The organism is Bifidobacterium sp. ESL0775 (genome assembly GCF_029395475.1).
GTDB lineage: Bacteria > Actinomycetota > Actinomycetes > Actinomycetales > Bifidobacteriaceae > Bifidobacterium.
The window spans coordinates 2,074,964-2,091,158 of sequence record NZ_CP113917.1; the positions used below are offsets into that span (position 1 = coordinate 2,074,964).

Annotated in this window: 16 protein-coding genes and 1 tRNA gene; 4 read left to right on the forward strand and 13 right to left on the reverse strand. The window is 59.0% G+C overall.

Annotated elements, in window-relative coordinates:
• Nucleotides 1-64 precede the first annotated feature (64 nt).
• Complete coding sequence (locus OZX73_RS08090) at nucleotides 65-1,105, reverse strand: DUF3152 domain-containing protein (RefSeq protein WP_277149229.1); 1,041 nt, start codon at nucleotides 1,103-1,105, stop codon at nucleotides 65-67.
• A gap of 481 nt (nucleotides 1,106-1,586) precedes the next feature.
• Here OZX73_RS08090 and OZX73_RS08095 point away from each other — a divergent pair.
• Nucleotides 1,587-1,660, forward strand: a tRNA-Lys gene (locus OZX73_RS08095).
• A gap of 67 nt (nucleotides 1,661-1,727) precedes the next feature.
• Here the strand turns inward: OZX73_RS08095 and OZX73_RS08100 are convergent.
• The 7 genes from OZX73_RS08100 to OZX73_RS08130 all read right to left on the reverse strand — a co-directional run bounded on the left by OZX73_RS08100 (nucleotide 1,728) and on the right by OZX73_RS08130 (nucleotide 8,671).
• A complete protein-coding gene (locus tag OZX73_RS08100; protein WP_277149231.1) occupies nucleotides 1,728-3,374 on the reverse strand; it encodes an MFS transporter in 1,647 nt (548 codons plus the stop codon).
• A 340-nt stretch (nucleotides 3,375-3,714) separates the two neighbouring features.
• Nucleotides 3,715-4,410, reverse strand: coding sequence for a PAS domain-containing protein (locus OZX73_RS08105; protein WP_277149233.1), 696 nt, complete (start codon nucleotides 4,408-4,410; stop codon nucleotides 3,715-3,717).
• 19 nt (nucleotides 4,411-4,429) lie between these two features.
• Nucleotides 4,430-4,807: a Rid family detoxifying hydrolase gene (locus OZX73_RS08110; RefSeq protein ID WP_277149235.1), complete on the reverse strand. Its 378-nt coding sequence runs from the start codon at nucleotides 4,805-4,807 to the stop codon at nucleotides 4,430-4,432.
• Nucleotides 4,808-4,832: 25 nt separating this feature from the next.
• Complete coding sequence (locus OZX73_RS08115; protein ID WP_277149237.1) at nucleotides 4,833-5,960, reverse strand: aminotransferase class V-fold PLP-dependent enzyme; 1,128 nt, start codon at nucleotides 5,958-5,960, stop codon at nucleotides 4,833-4,835.
• 10 nt (nucleotides 5,961-5,970) lie between these two features.
• Nucleotides 5,971-6,750 carry an amino acid ABC transporter ATP-binding protein gene (locus OZX73_RS08120; protein ID WP_277149239.1) on the reverse strand — a complete coding sequence of 260 codons (780 nt, stop codon included), beginning with the start codon at nucleotides 6,748-6,750 and terminating at the stop codon, nucleotides 5,971-5,973.
• Nucleotides 6,747-7,583 (reverse strand): amino acid ABC transporter permease, encoded by an 837-nt coding sequence (locus tag OZX73_RS08125; RefSeq protein ID WP_277149240.1) that lies wholly within the window; start codon nucleotides 7,581-7,583, stop codon nucleotides 6,747-6,749. Before OZX73_RS08125 ends, OZX73_RS08120 begins: the two co-directional genes overlap by 4 nt.
• 107 nt (nucleotides 7,584-7,690) lie before the next feature.
• Nucleotides 7,691-8,671 (reverse strand): ABC transporter substrate-binding protein, encoded by a 981-nt coding sequence (locus tag OZX73_RS08130; protein WP_277149242.1) that lies wholly within the window; start codon nucleotides 8,669-8,671, stop codon nucleotides 7,691-7,693.
• Nucleotides 8,672-8,908: 237 nt separating this feature from the next.
• Here OZX73_RS08130 and OZX73_RS08135 point away from each other — a divergent pair, with 237 nt between their 5' ends.
• From OZX73_RS08135 to OZX73_RS08145, 3 genes are all read left to right on the forward strand, one after another.
• Entirely contained in the window at nucleotides 8,909-9,946 is a 1,038-nt protein-coding gene (locus tag OZX73_RS08135) for a LacI family DNA-binding transcriptional regulator (RefSeq protein ID WP_277149244.1), read from the forward strand.
• 136 nt (nucleotides 9,947-10,082) lie between these two features.
• Nucleotides 10,083-11,123, forward strand: a complete 1,041-nt coding sequence (locus OZX73_RS08140) for an ROK family protein (RefSeq protein WP_277149246.1) — start codon at nucleotides 10,083-10,085, stop codon at nucleotides 11,121-11,123.
• 1 nt (nucleotide 11,124) lies between these two features.
• Nucleotides 11,125-11,718, forward strand: coding sequence for an SIS domain-containing protein (locus tag OZX73_RS08145; protein ID WP_277149248.1), 594 nt, complete (start codon nucleotides 11,125-11,127; stop codon nucleotides 11,716-11,718).
• A 128-nt stretch (nucleotides 11,719-11,846) separates the two neighbouring features.
• Here OZX73_RS08145 and ptsP read toward each other — a convergent pair whose 3' ends face one another.
• The 5 genes from ptsP to OZX73_RS08170 form a co-directional block, all read right to left on the reverse strand.
• Nucleotides 11,847-13,466 carry a phosphoenolpyruvate--protein phosphotransferase gene (ptsP, locus tag OZX73_RS08150; protein ID WP_277149250.1) on the reverse strand — a complete coding sequence of 540 codons (1,620 nt, stop codon included), beginning with the start codon at nucleotides 13,464-13,466 and terminating at the stop codon, nucleotides 11,847-11,849.
• Nucleotides 13,466-13,726, reverse strand: coding sequence for an HPr family phosphocarrier protein (locus tag OZX73_RS08155; protein ID WP_277149252.1), 261 nt, complete (start codon nucleotides 13,724-13,726; stop codon nucleotides 13,466-13,468). Before OZX73_RS08155 ends, ptsP begins: the two co-directional genes overlap by 1 nt.
• A gap of 69 nt (nucleotides 13,727-13,795) precedes the next feature.
• Nucleotides 13,796-14,530, reverse strand: coding sequence for a D-allulose 6-phosphate 3-epimerase (gene alsE / locus OZX73_RS08160; RefSeq protein ID WP_277149253.1), 735 nt, complete (start codon nucleotides 14,528-14,530; stop codon nucleotides 13,796-13,798).
• Between the two features lie 172 nt (nucleotides 14,531-14,702).
• The gene (locus tag OZX73_RS08165) at nucleotides 14,703-15,824 is read right to left on the reverse strand and encodes a PTS fructose transporter subunit IIC (protein ID WP_277149255.1); all 1,122 of its coding nucleotides are present in this window, start codon (nucleotides 15,822-15,824) and stop codon (nucleotides 14,703-14,705) included.
• 20 nt (nucleotides 15,825-15,844) lie between these two features.
• On the reverse strand, nucleotides 15,845-16,156 hold the full coding sequence (locus tag OZX73_RS08170; RefSeq protein ID WP_277149257.1) for a fructose PTS transporter subunit IIB: 312 nt from the start codon (nucleotides 16,154-16,156) through the stop codon (nucleotides 15,845-15,847).
• Between the last annotated feature and the right edge of the window lie 39 nt (nucleotides 16,157-16,195).

The window sequence follows — 16,195 nt, forward strand, 5'->3', positions numbered from 1 at the left end:
GAGGCAATCTCGTCATTTCGCACGGCACGCAACGGCTCAAACCGTGCATCCGCGCTTCCCCCACTCATTTGATCCAGAGCTCGGGATCCGTAGGCCACTCGTTGGGCTTGCAACCGCGCAGGCTCATCGATTGCTCCTGCATCAGCGGCGCGGGCGCGTTGGGCGCGGGGCAGGAGGGATCGTTGTCGATATGGCCAAGGCGATGGCCGACCTCGTGGTTGATGACCATGATGCGGTAGCGGTCGATCGACATTCCGACCCCTAGCATCTGCGGAGTGGCGCCGTTCCAACGGTCCTCGTTGATGATGACGTTGTTGCCCACGCGGCAGCTGTATTCGTCAGAGCAATTGCCCGAGAACGTGGTCATCAGCGACGGCTGCGAAAGGTAGATGACGAAATCGCAGTGGCTAGAATCAGCGCTATACGCGAAAGTCGCGCCGGCACGCGGCCAGCCACGCGGGTCGTTCAGCGTGCGGAAAATGATGTTCTCGAATTCCTGCTGCACATCGGAGCCGCCGACGTTGCCTTTCGTGCTCACGCAGTACGAATAGTGGCGGGCGAGTTTGCCGCTGGCGGACGCCGTCGCCTGCGCCTGCGCGAGCAACGCGGCCCGGCTCTGGTCGGTCAACACCGGCTGCGGGGTGGGCTTGGTGAGGTCGGCCGTTAGCGCCTTTCGCTTATCCGATTTTTTCGTATGACGTTTTGCCTTGGACTTTTTGACCGATTGGGACGAAGATGCCTGATGGCTGGCGACGGTGTGCGATATCGCCGTTTTCACGCCGAACGCGACGGCAGCGATGACGGCCAAGGCGACCACCAACACCACGATGCGACGAACCCAATATACGGTTTGCGGAATTTTCGGCGCCGCGGATTTGCGATGCCGGCGCGAAGGGTTCGCGGCTTGCGGATCATCGGCATCGGAGGCCAGCACCGAACCGATGAACCCGCCGGGAATATCGGAGACGGCGGTGCCTTTAGCCGGTTTCGTATCCGCGGAACCGTGCCGGGATGGTTGGGACTCGTGCGGACGCCTCACCGGCGACTTGCCATTTCTGCCGGGCTTTTCAGCGTCCCGGAATCCGAGAAAAACCGCGACCGCCATGAACACGCAGCGGACACCATGATTGAACGCGCGGATGGCGGCAAGGCAACCACGGCCAAGCGCACGCAAAAACGGCCTGACATATTGCGCCACGGACCGCAAAACAGCACGGCTTTGGGAGCGATACACGCCCCGCGAATGCCTGTTCGGCCGTCCATTGCGTTTCACATCGTCCCCCGGCTCAATTCAGATGGCTAAGCTTTCATGATAGACATTCTTGATGACGGAATGGACGAAACGCTCATAAGCCCATATTCCCATCAACATCGGCGACACCATGCACCGAACGCTTCTCCCGATATGCATAAATCGCTGGGCCAGCAACCAATCACGACCTGAATTACGTATTACAAAATGAGCTTCCCGGATACATCGAAGAACACGCTTACGCACGCGTCACGAGCCAGGGCGACACACCGCCTTGCACAATATTCACGGCGTATGTATACTATTCTCTTGGCTCTTGTAGTTTTAGACCAGCGCCCCTATAGCTCAGCTGGTTAGAGCAGCTGACTCTTAATCAGCGTGTCCGGGGTTCGAATCCCCGTGGGGGCACTTTCACCGCAGTCTTTGGCTGCGGTTTTTGTTTTTCCAGCACAGCATTGCTCGACGCTTGTCGCGGTTATCTTCCATAAGGCTGGCCGGTCAGGTCTTCCACAGTGGCGCGGACGGAGGGATCAACGTCGCTTGGATCGCCGCCGGCGCGGACACGGGCGGATTCGGCGAGCGCGATGCCATCCGTGTGTTTGTCGAGGTTGAAGCGACGCACCACGATGATGCAGACGACAATCGAAAGGACATACCAGCCAATCATCAAAGCGCCCAATCCATCGCGCGCCAACAGGGTCTGCGCGCTCCGCGAGGAATCGAAGCCGACGAATCCGAGCATCGCGCCCACCGCGATCGCCGAAAGCCCAGAGACCAGCTGGCGAAACCCGGCCTGGATGCCGCTGAACGTCGAGGCGCGGTACTTACCAGAGACGACCTGATCGACATCCGCGATGAACGGGAAAACGGCCCACGGCAGGTAACTTGAAGGCGCTTTGGCGACGAAGAAGAACAGGGTGCCCGCCACCGCGAACACCGTCCACCACGGTTCGCGCACCACGCCAACCAGCCGCCAGGCGGCGAAGAGCCAGGCCAGGCCGACCAGGCTGGCAGCGAAACTCGCCTCATACATGCGCTTCGGCCCGATACGCGTCATGGCCACGCCGAAAAGCGGGGTCAGCGGCACCGAGATGATGCCGGCGCTCAGGAGCAATGAGGCGAACGCGGCGGATTTGCTCCAGTCGTAAATCACGAAGAACACGAAGGTCTGGCTGAACACGTCGCCCGCGGTGAGCATGAGCAGGTACAGCGCCAGATGGCGGCGAAATATGGCGATGCGCAGCGTGCTGGCGTATTCGCGGAACATGACGCCCAGGCGGTGCAGCCAAAGCCTGACCTCGTCGCGCACGGAAAGACGCTGCCGCGAGCCCGCCTGCCCCGCGGTTCCATTGACGTACTTGCCGAATCCCGCCTCCTGCGGCGACATCTCCCACGTGCTTTTCCAGCAGATGAGGACGGCTAGGGCGAAGCAGATTGTGACGGCGATGGTGAAGATCATATAGCCCAACGGCCTGTGCTCGCCGAAAATGGACAGCGTCGCTCCCCCGAGCAGCAGGATCGTCGTGCCGGACGCCCCGGAAATCAGCAGGCGGACCGTGGAGAGCTTGGTGCGGTCGTCGAAGCCGTACGCCATCTCGCCCGGCAAGGTGTTGTAGGCCGAGGCGAAGAGCTGAGCGACGGTGACCCAGAGCACGTAGACCAGGAAATACACGGCGAAGGGTAGGCCGGGAATCCAGAGCAGCACACCGACGAGGATCAGCGGCGGCACGATCATCAGCAACAGGTGGCGCCGGCCGAAGCGGCGGCCAATTGGAAAGCGATAAAGATTATCACCTAGAATGCCGAACGAAAGCGCCGCCACGCCGCTGATGATGGCGCTCAGGCCCACCACCGCCTGGGCCGTGGAAATCGACATGCCGCAGAAACGCGTCCAGAAAAGCACCAGATACGTGCCGATAAGGGTGAGCTGGCCGCCGCCATAAATATCCCCGACACCGTAGCCGATGGCGTTGCCGAGGGTGATCGGGTCGCGCCGCGAATGGTGGTGGGGATGGCTCGGCTTTTGCGTACGCTCGGCATCGCCCGAAGAGGGCTGCGCCCGGGAATGCCGCGATTGGGAAAAGCGCTCCGAACGTTCGCCTCTTCGTCGAGACCAGCTCAAAATTATACGCTCCTCATGTCGGATGCAGCAAAAACAAACAGCCGATTACATGATAAACCGACCTTCAACGCAACACGTGGCAACAACGCGATATTTGCATGGTCCGCAGCATAGGCCATAAGCACAGCGCCCAATACCATCGCATGGCATCGACGAAGACGGAAACGAAACCGGCAACAAGCCGAAACGGCATGACCGAATCAGTCATCGTCATGCCTTCAAACGAACTAACCGGCTGCGCCGTTCCACGCTTTTGCGGTGTGAAAACGGCACAGCCGGTTAGCAATGACCTCACTGGCCAAAGGGCTGCCAGAAGGAAACAGCCAATGAAGACTAGCGTTCAGAAGCTCGAATGGTCTTTTCTGTCCTTTACAATTTTCTCGTTCTCAAGTTCCTTGAGATAGTTGTAAATGGTGAAACGAGTGACATCCAGCTCCGCCGCCAGACGGTCCACGGAATCCCTGATCAGGAAGAACCCCGAATCCTGGAGTTCCGCGACAATCGCCTTTTTCTGCTCCTTCTTCATCAGATCGACGGGGATGCCGACCTTCGCTATCGACTTCTTGACCAGCGAATCCTGCAGATTATCGACATTGTGCGGGAACACCTCGGTCTGGGCCTCGTCCAGGCCGTTCTCGTCGTCGCGGTAATCATTGATCAGCTTGTCGAGGGCGTCTCTGGCCGACAGCAGATGGGTCATGTCCTTGTTGAGGCAAAGGCAACCCACCGGCACGCCGTTGGCATCGCGAATGAAGACGGTGGAGCAACGCAAGAGCCTGCCATCCTCGCTTCTGGTGCTGTACGACAGCGAGTCCTCCTCCTTGCCGGAACTGAGTTTGGCAAGGAGCAGGTCCGTCATCGGGGCCCCGATTTTACGACCAGTCAAGTCACCGGAAACCGCCACGAGCGTGTTCGGCATCAAACGCAAATCATGCAGGACAATCTCATGCCCCGATCCCAACAAATCATAGAGCGCCGTTACCATCTGTTTCCACGGCGTCAGATCAAAATCAGGATCGGGTACGGGTTTCGACATCGTCGATTGGTCTTTCGATCTAGTGTTTGGCAATGAGTTCGATCTCGATCTTTGCATTCTTGGGGAGCTCCTTGACTCCGACTACTGCCCGTGCCGGTTTACAGGAACCAAACATTTCCTCATACATGGCATTGATAGACCCGAAATCAGCGATTGACGTTGTGTATACAGTAACTTTAACAACTTCGCTGACTTCGAACCCTGCCTTTTCAAGAATGGAGAAAAGATTTTTGATCGATTGGCGGGTCTGGTCGGAAATATCTGCTGGAATGGTTCCCGTTGCCGGATCCAATGGCAGCTGGCCGGAGATATACAGGGTGTCTCCAGACAAAATGCCTTGGGAATAGGCCCCGATAGCGGCGGGAGCGTTCTCTGTTTGAATTTGAGCGTTAGCCATGATACTTGTAAATAACCTTTCTTTATTATTGTTTCAGCGCCTCAGACAGAGACGTAACCAGCAAATCGTAAGTTTCCTGGGAACTTGTGGCGTGTGGGCTAATCCTGACGGTCTTGGGGTGCACGGAGCACACGATGCCCGCATCGGTCAGGACCTTGCCGATGCCGGCCGGGTCCTTTCCTTCGAACGACAGCGGAAGCACCGTGGATTGGTGCCTTGGATCGTCCGAGCGGAGCAGGCGCCCGCCAAGACGCTCGACATCCGCACCCAGACGCAGGGCGAAATCGTTGATTCTGCCGAATATCCATTCGACACCGACCGAATTGACCAGATGCATTGCGGCACTGAGCCTGCCCGAGGCCATCGGGTCGAGCGCGGTGATGCTGAAGCGCTCGATGCCCTTAGCGGGATCGTGCAGCAAGGCGTCGTAGAGATGCGGCGTCTGCGTGCCGAACCACCCGGAAAGCAGAGGCTTGTCGCAACGCTCCAGGGCACGCTGGGAGCAGTACATGAAACCGCTGCCCCATCCGGCCCTCAGCCATTTCTGGCCGCCGACCAACAGCACGTCGGCGAGCTTCCAATCCATGGGACTGGCACCAAACGCCTGGATTCCATCGACGACGAGCAACCGGTCGCCAATCGCCTCCCGAATCTCATCGAGATCCACCCTGAAGCCGGTCTGGAAATCGACCGCGCTGAGGGCGAGAACGTCCACCCCATCAAGATAGGGACGGATGTTCTCCGCGGTCGCGTCGCCGCTATAGGTCCGGGTCTTCAGCAGACCGGCGGATTCGGCGCGCTTCCACGGATAGAAATTCGAGGGGAACTCATGGTTGTTGAGCAGGACGACCGGAACGTGGCCATCAATCTGCCCCAGACTGAACGCCGCTTGGAAAAGCCCCTCGCTGGTGTTCGGCTGCATGGCTATCTGATTGGTGGGGACGCCAATGTATTGGGCGATCTCCTGTGTCGCGGAGACGACATAGCGATTGGAGAGATCCTCAGCGGTACCGACCTTCGCATGCTGCAGATCGATATCCATCTGGTGATTAATCGCTATGGCGGCCTCCGAGATGGGGCCGATGCCCGAGAAATTCAGGTATCCCGTCCCCTCATGGAACTGCTGGAGATATTCTTCCTGAGAAGTATTCATTGATTATCTCCTACAGAACCCTGGAAAGGAATTGCTTGGTGCGCGGATGCTGCGGATGGTCGATGACCTCCGCAGGCGTCCCCTCCTCGGCGATGACGCCTTGGTCCATGAAGTAGACACGGTCGGCGACCTGCCGGGCGAATCCGATCTCATGGGTCACAACGATCATCGTCATGCCGTTTTTCGCGAGGTCGATCATCACGTTCAGGACGTCGCCCACCAATTCCGGGTCGAGGGCCGAAGTCGGCTCATCGAAGAGGATGAGGTCGGGGCGCATGGCCAGCGAACGGGCGATGGCGACGCGCTGCTGCTGGCCGCCTGAAAGGCTGTCGGGGTATTGGCTCGCCTTCTCTTTGAGACCAACCTGGTCCAAAAGGGTCAGCGCCCTTTCCGTGGCTTCCTTCTTGTCCTCGTGCTTGACCTGTACGGGTCCCTCGATGACGTTTTGCAACACGGTGCGGTTCGGGAAGAGATTGAACCGCTGGAAGACCATGCCGATGGAACGTATCTGCTCGGCCACCTTCGCTTCCTTGAGCTCGTGGAGATGGCCATCCTTCTGCTCGAAGCCTATCGGCTGGTCACCGACCCAGATCTCTCCGTCGTCAATCGTCTCGAGATGGTTGATGCACCTCAAGAACGTGCTTTTTCCTGCGCCGGACGAGCCCAAAAGGCATACCACCTCACCGGAATGCACTTCCATGTTGATGCCCTTGAGCACCTCATGGTTTCCGAATCTTTTGTGGATGTTATAGGCTCTTACCAACGCCTCTCCGTTAGCAGCTGCAGTCATTTCCTGTTCCCCTTTCGAAGTAGGGCCGGTGGGGTCTTCAACGAATCAATGATCTTGTCGATGAGACCTCCGGATTCTTCCGCCTTTGCCGGGTTGTATTTCCTCTCAAGGAAGTACTGGCCGACGTTCGCGATCGAGACGATCACCATATACCAGAACGCAGCCGCGATAAGCGTCTCCATGATCAACAAGGTATAGGATGAAAGGCTGTTCGAAGCGTGGATGAGCTCCGCGAACCCGATGACCGAAGCCTGGGATGTTCCCTTGAGCATGTTGATGAAATCATTGCCGGTAGGCGGAATGATGACACGCATCGCCTGGGGAAGCACGACCCGGGACATGACCTTTCCAGGTTTCATGCCAAGGGAGGCCGCAGCCTCCCTTTGGCCCTTGTCTACCGATTGCAGACCCGCTCGAACGATCTCAGCCATATAGGCGCTCTCGTTGAGTCCAAGGCCAAGCAGAGCCGCGACAAACGCGCTGATGAGCTTGTTGGTGGACTGGTCGAAGAGAATGATGTTCGTGAACGGGATGCCGATGGTGACCCTGGGAAAAACCAGGGCCATGTTATACCAAAGCATGATCTGCAACAGCGTAGGCAATCCACGGAAAATCCAGACATACAGCCACGAGAAGACACGGGCCACAGGATTCTTGGAGATTCTCATCAGAGCGATGAATATGCCAAGCAGAATCGCTCCTCCCTGGGCGATGATCGCGAGGACGATGGTCCGCACGACGGCCGACAGGATGACGGGATCCACAATGATACCGGGGATCGAGGAATATTCGATGTCCCCCTTTGAAGCGCCGACACCAAGAGCGACAAGCAAAACGACGATGACTGCCCCGGTGACCCATCTACCCCAATGCCTTATGGGCGTCTTAGGTAGAAAGACATGTTCTTGCTGATTTGTTTTATCCGTGGGAAGAGACACAATCATTCTCCTGTATTAACCGTTGCTTGCTTGATCGCTCCGCCCTGGAGTCCCCAAGACTTGAAGAGCTTCATATAGGTTCCATCGTCCATCAGGCTCTGAAGCGCCTGCTGCACACAATCGCGCAGCTGGGAGTCCTTCTTGTTGAAACCGATGCCCAGCGGGCCGGCGTTGATCGACGGATAATCGACCATCTCGAAGAGCTTGCCGTGTCCGGCGGTCTTGGCGATGTAGACGGAGCTCGGCAGATCGTGCAGGATGACATCCACCCTTCCGGTCTGCAGCTGGGTCTGGTTCTGGGTGTCGGACTGCGTCACGGTCAGATCGAGCTTTGGCTTGCCCTTCGTCTCGCAGATCTTGGCGCGTTCCTTGGCATACGCCTCCTGGCTGGAACCGACGGCGACCGCGATCTTCGTGCCGCACAGGGTGTCGGGGTTCTTGATGTTCTTCGGATTGCCCTTGCGGACGAGGAACGTGATGCCAGCCGTGTAATAATCCACGAAGTCGACCTTCTCCTGACGGGCCTTTGTGTCGTTCATCGCCGCCATGGTCATGTCCACACGCCCGGATTCCAGACCGGTCACCAGGGAGTCGAAGGACATGTCCTTGTAGTTCATCTTGATGCCGAGCTTCTTGCCGATGGCCTTGGCCAGATCGACCTCGTCGCCGGCGGGCGTCTTGCCGTCTTTCCTGTACATGTTGTTAGGCGGGGCCTGGATGTAGGAGCCAATCGTGACCGCGCCGGCCTTCTTGACGGAATCTGGCAACTTGCTTTGCAGCGTCTTGTCCACCTTGATGCCGTCAAGAATCTTGCTGTTGTCGGGGATGGCGGAATCGGTGTCATCCGACTTCGACGACGACTTGCTGTCCGACGTCTTCGAGGATGTGTCGCCGTTCATGTTCACACCGCAGCCGGAGAATCCCATGAGGGCGACTACGACCAGCGCGGTTGATAACTTGCGGAAATTCGATAACTTCATCATTACCTTCTTTCTTACTGCTCAAGCATCTCTGCTTAAGGCTCAAACACCTCATCGGTTTGAGTAGCCTCATATTATCACACAATTTGTTGAATCTTTCAAAATTTTATTATTTTTTTCAAATTGTTTTTATCGTTTTATAAGTTTTGAGCTTCCTTATATATCTCACGCAAAAATGCGGCCTTTGCCAGATACCATCATCCCGGTAAAATCGGGCATTGTTCAAGCGATAGGAGATCCATGATGGCCATACGCCCGCAAAATCCCAATCGCAGACGAGTCACCATCATCGACATCGCAAAAGCGGCGGGAGTCTCGAAATCCACGGCCTCGCGCGCCCTCACCGGCAACGGGTACACCAGCGAGAAGGTGAGGCGACGGGTCCTTGCGGCCGCCGAGCGGCTCCATTACATTCCCGACGCCCACGCGCGCCAGCTGCGGGCGCAGACATCGAACATCATCGGCGTGGTCGTCTCGCAACTGGAGAACTCCTTCTACGCCGACCTCGCCTCCGGGGCCGCCCACGAGGCGAAAAACCGCGGATACATCACGCTGCTTTTCGACGACGATTCCACCTCCGACATTCTCGAGGCGATGCTCACGATGCGCGTCGCCGGCGTCGTCATCACCCCCACAGACGAGAAGACCACCAACCTGCTGCTGGCCAACAACATCCCGGTCGTGGAGGCGGACCGGGTCACCGCGACCGATCGCTGCGATTCGGTGTCGGTGAACAACCATGACGCGGTGGCGATCGCGACGCGCGACCTTCTGGACAAAGGGCACCGGCACATCGCCTTGCTGCTCGACGAGACGGACTGGACGACGGGGAAAGACCGGCTTTCTGGGTTCAAGGAATCCTATGCGCGAGAAGGGATCGACATCAGCAACGCGGAAGTCGGGTACGCGGGCTGGTCGGCGCAGGACGCCCGCGAATTAGTGGCTCGCCTGCTCGAGCAGAAAAGGGTCCCGACGGCGATATTCGCGGCGAACAACCTGCTCGCGGAAGGGGCCTACCGCGCGATCCAGGATGCAGGCATGTCGATTCCCGAAGACATCTCTTTGGTCTGCTTTGACGACGCGCCGTGGATGTCCATGGTCACCCCCGGAATCACGACCATCGCCCAGGACGCGGCCTTGTTGGGCACCACAGCGGTCCGGCAGCTCATCTCACGGATCGGCAATCCCCAGGCGCCCTTCCAAGCCACCGTCCTCAACGCGCACATCGAAAGCCGGGGGTCGGTGAAAGACATCAGCGGACAACAAAACAACGCGTGAAGGCACCGGAGCCTCCGTCCATATTTCAACAAAATAGGTAAATAATTTCCACAACAGTTTGACAATATGGGAACGTTTCCATATCATATTGAAGTGAATCGTCCATACAGATTCACTTCAACCAATGGAGGCGTTCATGAGGTTTCTCAACGATGACCAAAACCAAGACAGATTCGACGCGCATTCATCCAAGATTTTGGCATTCGACATAGGCGGGACGAAACTGGCCGCCGGAATCGTCAATGAAAGCGGCGAATGCAAAAACTTCACCTCTATCCCCACCCAGCGTGAAGACGGACCCAAAAAAGTGATCCCGCGCCTGCTCAAATTGGGCGAGCAGGTCATGGGCGACGAAAAGGGCATCCGGGCGATCGGCATCTCCTGCGGCGGACCACTCAATGCCAATACGGGCGTGCTGATCGGTCCACCGCATCTTCCCGGTTGGACCAACATCGCCATCACCCAGATCGCAACCAACCACTTCGGCCTCCCCGCCTACCTTGACAACGACGCCACCGCCGCGGCGCTCGGCGAGGCATGGTACGGCGCCGGAGCGTCGGCCAGCTCGATGATCTACCTGACCATTTCGACGGGCGTGGGAGGCGGCATCGTCATCGACGGCCGTCCTTATCGTGGCGCCACCGGCAACGGCGGGGAGTTGGGGCACATCACGGTCCGGCCAGGAGGCCGGCTGTGCTCATGCAAACGCCATGGCTGCCTGGAAGCCTATTGCTCCGGACGCAACATCGCCCGCCGAGCGCAAATCAAGCTGGACGAGGCGAGCTCCCTCGGACAGGTCTCCTCTCTGTCGCTTATCGACGACATCACGGCCGCCGACGTCTCCAGGGAAACCGCGGCCGGGGATTGGGTCGCCTCGACGGTGTGGAACGAGACGACCTCGATCCTCGGGCAGGCGCTCACCGATCTGGTCAACGCGTTCGAGCCCGAGGTGGCGATTCTCGGCGGAGGCGTCACCCGGGCTGGAGCCATGCTCCTCGATCCGGTTCGCGCCATCGTCAAGGAAAACGCGATGGAGCCGATAGCGCAGAAAGCCCGGATAGTCCTGGCAAGCCTCGGAGACGAGGTGGGGGTCATCGGCGCGGGAGCCATAGCCTTCGACCGGCTGGGAATCACCCGATCGGACATCCTCACGGACAAAGAAGAAAGGAACAAATAACATGCCCACTGCAGAAAACGAAGCGGCGGCCGACTACCTCGCCATCGCGCAACAGCTGGAATCGCTGCTTCCCACCATCATCAAGATCGGCGAGATGATGCGGGAATCGCTGGCCAAAGGCGGGACCATCTACACCCTCGGCAACGGCGGTTCGGAAGCGGACGCCCAGCACTTCACCGGTGAGCTCATCGGGCATTACAAACTCAACCGCCGGCCGGTACGGGCCGTCACCATAGGCACCGACGCCACCACCACGAGCTGCATCAGCAACGACTACAGTTTCGAGGAAATCTTTTCACGCCAGCTCGAGGCGTTGGCGCTTCCCGGCGATGTCGTCGTGGCCTTCACAACCTCCGGGCGTTCCCAGAACATCGTCAACGCCCTCAAGGCCTCCCAGCAGCGCGGCGCCACCACCGTGCTCATGAGCGGAGCCAACAAGGGGCCGGCCGATGAATATGCGGATTACATCTTCCGCTCCCCCACCGATAAGACGCCGCGGATCCAGGAAGTGCACACCTTCGTGCTCCATGTCATCAGCAACATGATCGACCAGTGGGCCACGCAAACCGACGAAAAGGGGAACACCCTGAACTGATCCATGACCCCGCAATAGATAAAGCGTGAGGCCGCGCCCGCAGTTGCGTCGACGGCCTCACGCCCAACATGTCAGATTAAAGAATAGATAAGTTTTCAAAACGTCTGAGCTGCGGAATCAGCCGCGTCTCAGCGCTCGCGTATCGCCTCCCTCAGCGGCAGGACGCTTGTCGGAGAGACCGACAGCTCGTCCAAGCCAAAGTCGAGGAAAGTCTCGGTCAGGCTCAGGTCGGCCCCGAGCTCGCCGCAGATGCCGCACCAGATGCCGGCTTCGTGCGCCGCGTCGACGGCCATCTTGATCATGCGCAGCACAGCGGGCGAATGCGGGTCGGCGAAGCGCGAAAGGTTCGGGTTCTGCCGGTCGCAGGCCAGGGTGTATTGCGTCAGGTCGTTGGTGCCGATGGAGAAGAAGTCGACTTCCTTCGCCAGCTCCGGGGCCATCACGACGGAGGCCGGGGTCTCCACCATGATGCCGACGTTGACGCCGTCGTTGAAGGCGATGTTCTTGGCGCGCAGATCGGCCTTGACCTCGTCGATGATCTTCTTGGCGTCGCGGACCTCCTGCACCGAAGTAATCATCGGCAGCATGATGGCGAGGTTGCCGAACGCCGAGGCGCGGAGCAACGCGCGCAGCTGCACCTTGAAGATCTCAGGCTGCGTCAGACAGATGCGGATGGCGCGGTAGCCCAGCGCGGGGTTGTCCTCGTGCTTCAAGTTGAAGTAGCCGACCTGCTTGTCCGCGCCGATATCGAGGGTGCGGATGACGACGAGACGATCGCCCATCCTCTGGGCGACCTCCTTGTAGGCCTCGAACTGGGCTTCCTCGGTCGGGAAGTCCTCGCTTTCGAGATACAGGAACTCGCTGCGGTACAGGCCAATGCCCTCGGCATCGTTGGCCAGCGCCGACGTGACGTCGGAGGGGCGGCCGATGTTCGCGTACAGGCGGACGGTCTGGCCTTCCTTGGTCTGCGTGGGCTTGCCCTTGAGCTCCTGGAGCAGGCGGAGGTGGTCCTCGTAGCTCTTCTTCTTGTCCTGGTAGGACTTGAGGTTCTCTTCGTCGGGGTCGACCAGCACGAGTCCGGCCGAGCCGTCGACGATGGCGGTTTTGCCGTCGTCTTCCGCGTCGAAGTCCTTGCCCAGGCCGATGACGGCGGGCAGGCCCATGGTGCGGGCGAGGATGGCGGTGTGCGAGTTCGCGGAGCCGTTGGCGGTGACGAAGCCCAAGACCTTGGAGCGGTCGAGCTGCACGGTCTCGCTCGGGGTCAGGTCAACGGCGGCGATGATATGCTGGCCGTCGGGGTCCTGGGTGGCGGTGTCGCACCCCTCAAGGATCTTGATGACGCGCTTGGAGACGTCGCGCACATCCGCGGCGCGGGCCTGCATGTAAGAATCATCCATCGCGGCGAACATCGCGGCGAATTGCTCGGCGGTGCCGTTGACGGCATACTCCGCGTTGACCTTCGATGTGGTGATCATCCCCTCGACGCTCTCCACATAGTCCGGGTCCTTCAACATCAAGCGATGCGCGTCGAACAGCTCGGCCTTGCCCTCGCCCAGTTCGGCCGCGGTCTTGTCGCGCAGCTTGCCGAGTTGGTCGATGGCGGTGTCGCGGGCGGCGCGGAAGCGCTGGACCTCGGCGGCCGAATCGTCGACGACGCGACGCTCGACGGACCCGTCACCGGAGTCGAGCACATGGATGGTGCCGATGGCGACGCCTGCGGAAACACCGGTTCCCTGAATCTTTCGCATCACAGGTTCTCCTTAAGGAAGGCCTCGAGCTCGCTGGCCGCAGCGGTCTCGTCCTCGCCTTCGATGTCGACGGTGATGGTGTCGCCACACTTGGCCCCAAGGCCCATGACGCCGAAGATGCGCTTGGCGTCGACGGTCTTGTCGCCGTCGGTCAGCGAGACCGCGGACTTGTAGCTCTGCGCCTTCTCGACGACTTTGCCGGCGGGACGCGCGTGCATGCCTTCAGGATCCGAGATCGTGAAAGTAAATGATGTTGCCATATTGTTCTCCTTTACCAGATTTGGCACCGATTGCCCCCAACCGATGCCAAACCCAAAATGCTAAAATCTTCAGTTCTTTGAGACGAAGCGGCCCGTGTCGAACCGGAAGCCGGTCGACTGCTCATACTCCGAAACCATTTGGTTGAACGACTTTTCGATATCGTCGGTGAGGCCGAAGAGGCCGCTGCGGCCGATGACGTAGACGTCGGGCTGGGCGTCGGAAATCATCTTCCAGTGCTTCAGGTTGGTGGAGCCGTCCATCTCGATCTCATAGCCGTAGCCGTTCTCCTCACGCAGGCGACGCAGCTCGACGATCTTGTCGAGCGTCGACTTGAGGAACGGCTGGCCGGCGAAACCAGGGTCGATGGTCATGATCATGACGTTGTCGAGCTGGTCGATATAGGGCATGATCGTGTCGATCGTGGTCTCCGGGTTGAGTACGACACCGGCCTTGAGGCCAGCGTCATGAATTTTCTTGATCAGGCTGAACGCCTTGCCATTGATCACTTCGGAGGGCATGTTGATGCGCTCGCACTTGATGTCGATGAGCTGGTCGATCCAGAACTCGGCGTCCGTGACCATCAGATGCGCGTCCATCGGCACGTCGGAGATCTTGCGGACCTGCTCGATGAACCACGGCGACAGGGAGATGTTCGGCACGAAATGGCCGTCCATGACGTCGATGTGATACATATTGACCTTGTCGTTCAGGAAGGTGATCTGCTCCTTGAACTGGTCCAAATCCATCGTCATCAGCGATGGCGCCAGCTGGATCTTGCGAGTGGTGTTCAATGTCTGTGTCATAACTATATGTATTACCTTTCGATAACAAGACCGGCCGTCCGATCGACCGCTGGTTGGTTAAAAGTGACGATGATTGGCCGCCTGCGCTGCCTGCCGTATAGCCGAAAAGCAGGCAGGCGACCAGTTGCCGGCCGGCTTGCGCCGGCCGATTTTGCTGCTATAGACCCACAGCTCAGTTGCTGACTTGGATGTCGTCCAGGTCGAGCTCTTCCTCTTCCTCGTCGGCCGCGTTGATGCCCGCGACTTCCTCCGGGGTGAGGTTCTTCTTGATCAGCGCATAGACAACGCCGGTGACGAACACGTTGGCGAGAATCGCCAGCAGGCCGATCCACCAGTTCTTGCCCATGGTCGGGAGCATCAGGAAGCCGCCGAACGGAACGGTCGCGCCTTCGCCGCCGGTCATGGACATGAGGATCGCGCCTTCGCACACGCCACCGAGGCCGGCAGCGACAATGCCACGGACGATGTCGTTCATGACGATCGGGATGGAGCCCTCGACGATGTTGACCACGCCCATCGGGACGGTGGACTTCAAGGTCTCGATCTCTTCACGGGTGTAGATGTGCTTGCGGAAGAGCTTGGCGACGAGGTAAGCGAAGCCGAAGCCGATCGGGGTAGCGGTGTTGGTCAGCTGCAGAGCGGTGACCGGGCCGTTGATGCCCTGAGCCTGCAAGGTGAGCGCGAACGCGAAGACGGTCTTGTTGATCGGGCCGCCGAAATCGACGATGGACAGGCCACCGATGACAGCGCCGAGCACGAGGTTGGAGGTGCCGTTGAGGCCCTTGAGGAGGTTGGTCAGCCAGGTGGTGAACCACGAGACCGGCGTACCAATGACATAGACCATCAACAGGCCGCTCAACAGCGATGCTATGAACGGCACGATCAGCGTCGGCATCAGGCCCTTGGCCCAGTTCGGCACCTTGAAGTACTTCAGCACGGCGAAGGCGATCCAGCCGGCGATGTAGCCGCCGATGATGCCGCCGATGAAGCCGGCGCTGATGGACACAGCCGCAAGGCCCACGACAAAGCCGGGAGCGATGCCGGGCTTGCCGGCGATCGAGAAGGCGATGCCGGTGGCGATGATGACCGGGAGCAGGCCGAGGGCCTTGCCGCCCAGGGTCGCCATGGCCTGGAAGAAGTCGAACTTGCCGATGACCAGCGAGTCCTGCGCCTTGCCACCGAACGCCATACCGATGGCGATGATGAAACCGGCGCCGCACACGATAGGAATCATGTACGAAATGGCGGTCAGCAGGTGACCCTTAAAATTAGCTTTTTTCCAAAAATCCTTCATAACTGACTTCCTTGTCTCTATTACTTTCCTGCGATCTCATGCATCTTGGCGATGAGCTTCTTCGGGGACTTGATCGCGACCTCCGTGGAGACCTTGACGACCTTGTGGTTCTTGAAGCGCTCTTCGCCCGAGATCTTGACATCCACCGCGAGGATCGCGATGTCGGCATTGTCGATCTCTTCCTGCGTCAGCGCGTTCTCGACGCCGATGGTGCCCTGGGTCTCGATCTTGATCTCGTCCCCGGCCGCCTTTGCGGCATCCTCGAGCTTCTGCTGCGCGAGGTAGGTGTGCGCGATGCCGATCGTGCACGCGGTAACTCCAACAATTTTCATATGTTGTGCTCCTTTTGTTCTCTTTGCTGTTGGTTGTTC

What these genes read in the sequence shown, in the direction of transcription:
- OZX73_RS08120 (WP_277149239.1), bottom strand. Translation starts at nt 6,750, where the DNA reads ATGACTGCAGCTGCTAACGGAGAGGCGTTGGTAAGAGCCTATAACATC.
- OZX73_RS08155 (WP_277149252.1), bottom strand. Translation starts at nt 13,726, where the DNA reads ATGGCAACATCATTTACTTTCACGATCTCGGATCCTGAAGGCATGCAC.
- OZX73_RS08145 (WP_277149248.1), top strand. Translation starts at nt 11,125, where the DNA reads ATGCCCACTGCAGAAAACGAAGCGGCGGCCGACTACCTCGCCATCGCG.
- OZX73_RS08110 (WP_277149235.1), bottom strand. Translation starts at nt 4,807, where the DNA reads ATGGCTAACGCTCAAATTCAAACAGAGAACGCTCCCGCCGCTATCGGG.
- ptsP (WP_277149250.1), bottom strand. Translation starts at nt 13,466, where the DNA reads ATGCGAAAGATTCAGGGAACCGGTGTTTCCGCAGGCGTCGCCATCGGC.
- OZX73_RS08140 (WP_277149246.1), top strand. Translation starts at nt 10,083, where the DNA reads ATGAGGTTTCTCAACGATGACCAAAACCAAGACAGATTCGACGCGCAT.
- OZX73_RS08135 (WP_277149244.1), top strand. Translation starts at nt 8,909, where the DNA reads ATGATGGCCATACGCCCGCAAAATCCCAATCGCAGACGAGTCACCATC.
- OZX73_RS08165 (WP_277149255.1), bottom strand. Translation starts at nt 15,824, where the DNA reads ATGAAGGATTTTTGGAAAAAAGCTAATTTTAAGGGTCACCTGCTGACC.
- OZX73_RS08115 (WP_277149237.1), bottom strand. Translation starts at nt 5,960, where the DNA reads ATGAATACTTCTCAGGAAGAATATCTCCAGCAGTTCCATGAGGGGACG.
- OZX73_RS08090 (WP_277149229.1), bottom strand. Translation starts at nt 1,105, where the DNA reads ATGGCGGTCGCGGTTTTTCTCGGATTCCGGGACGCTGAAAAGCCCGGC.
- OZX73_RS08105 (WP_277149233.1), bottom strand. Translation starts at nt 4,410, where the DNA reads ATGTCGAAACCCGTACCCGATCCTGATTTTGATCTGACGCCGTGGAAA.
- OZX73_RS08130 (WP_277149242.1), bottom strand. Translation starts at nt 8,671, where the DNA reads ATGATGAAGTTATCGAATTTCCGCAAGTTATCAACCGCGCTGGTCGTA.
- OZX73_RS08170 (WP_277149257.1), bottom strand. Translation starts at nt 16,156, where the DNA reads ATGAAAATTGTTGGAGTTACCGCGTGCACGATCGGCATCGCGCACACC.
- alsE (WP_277149253.1), bottom strand. Translation starts at nt 14,530, where the DNA reads ATGACACAGACATTGAACACCACTCGCAAGATCCAGCTGGCGCCATCG.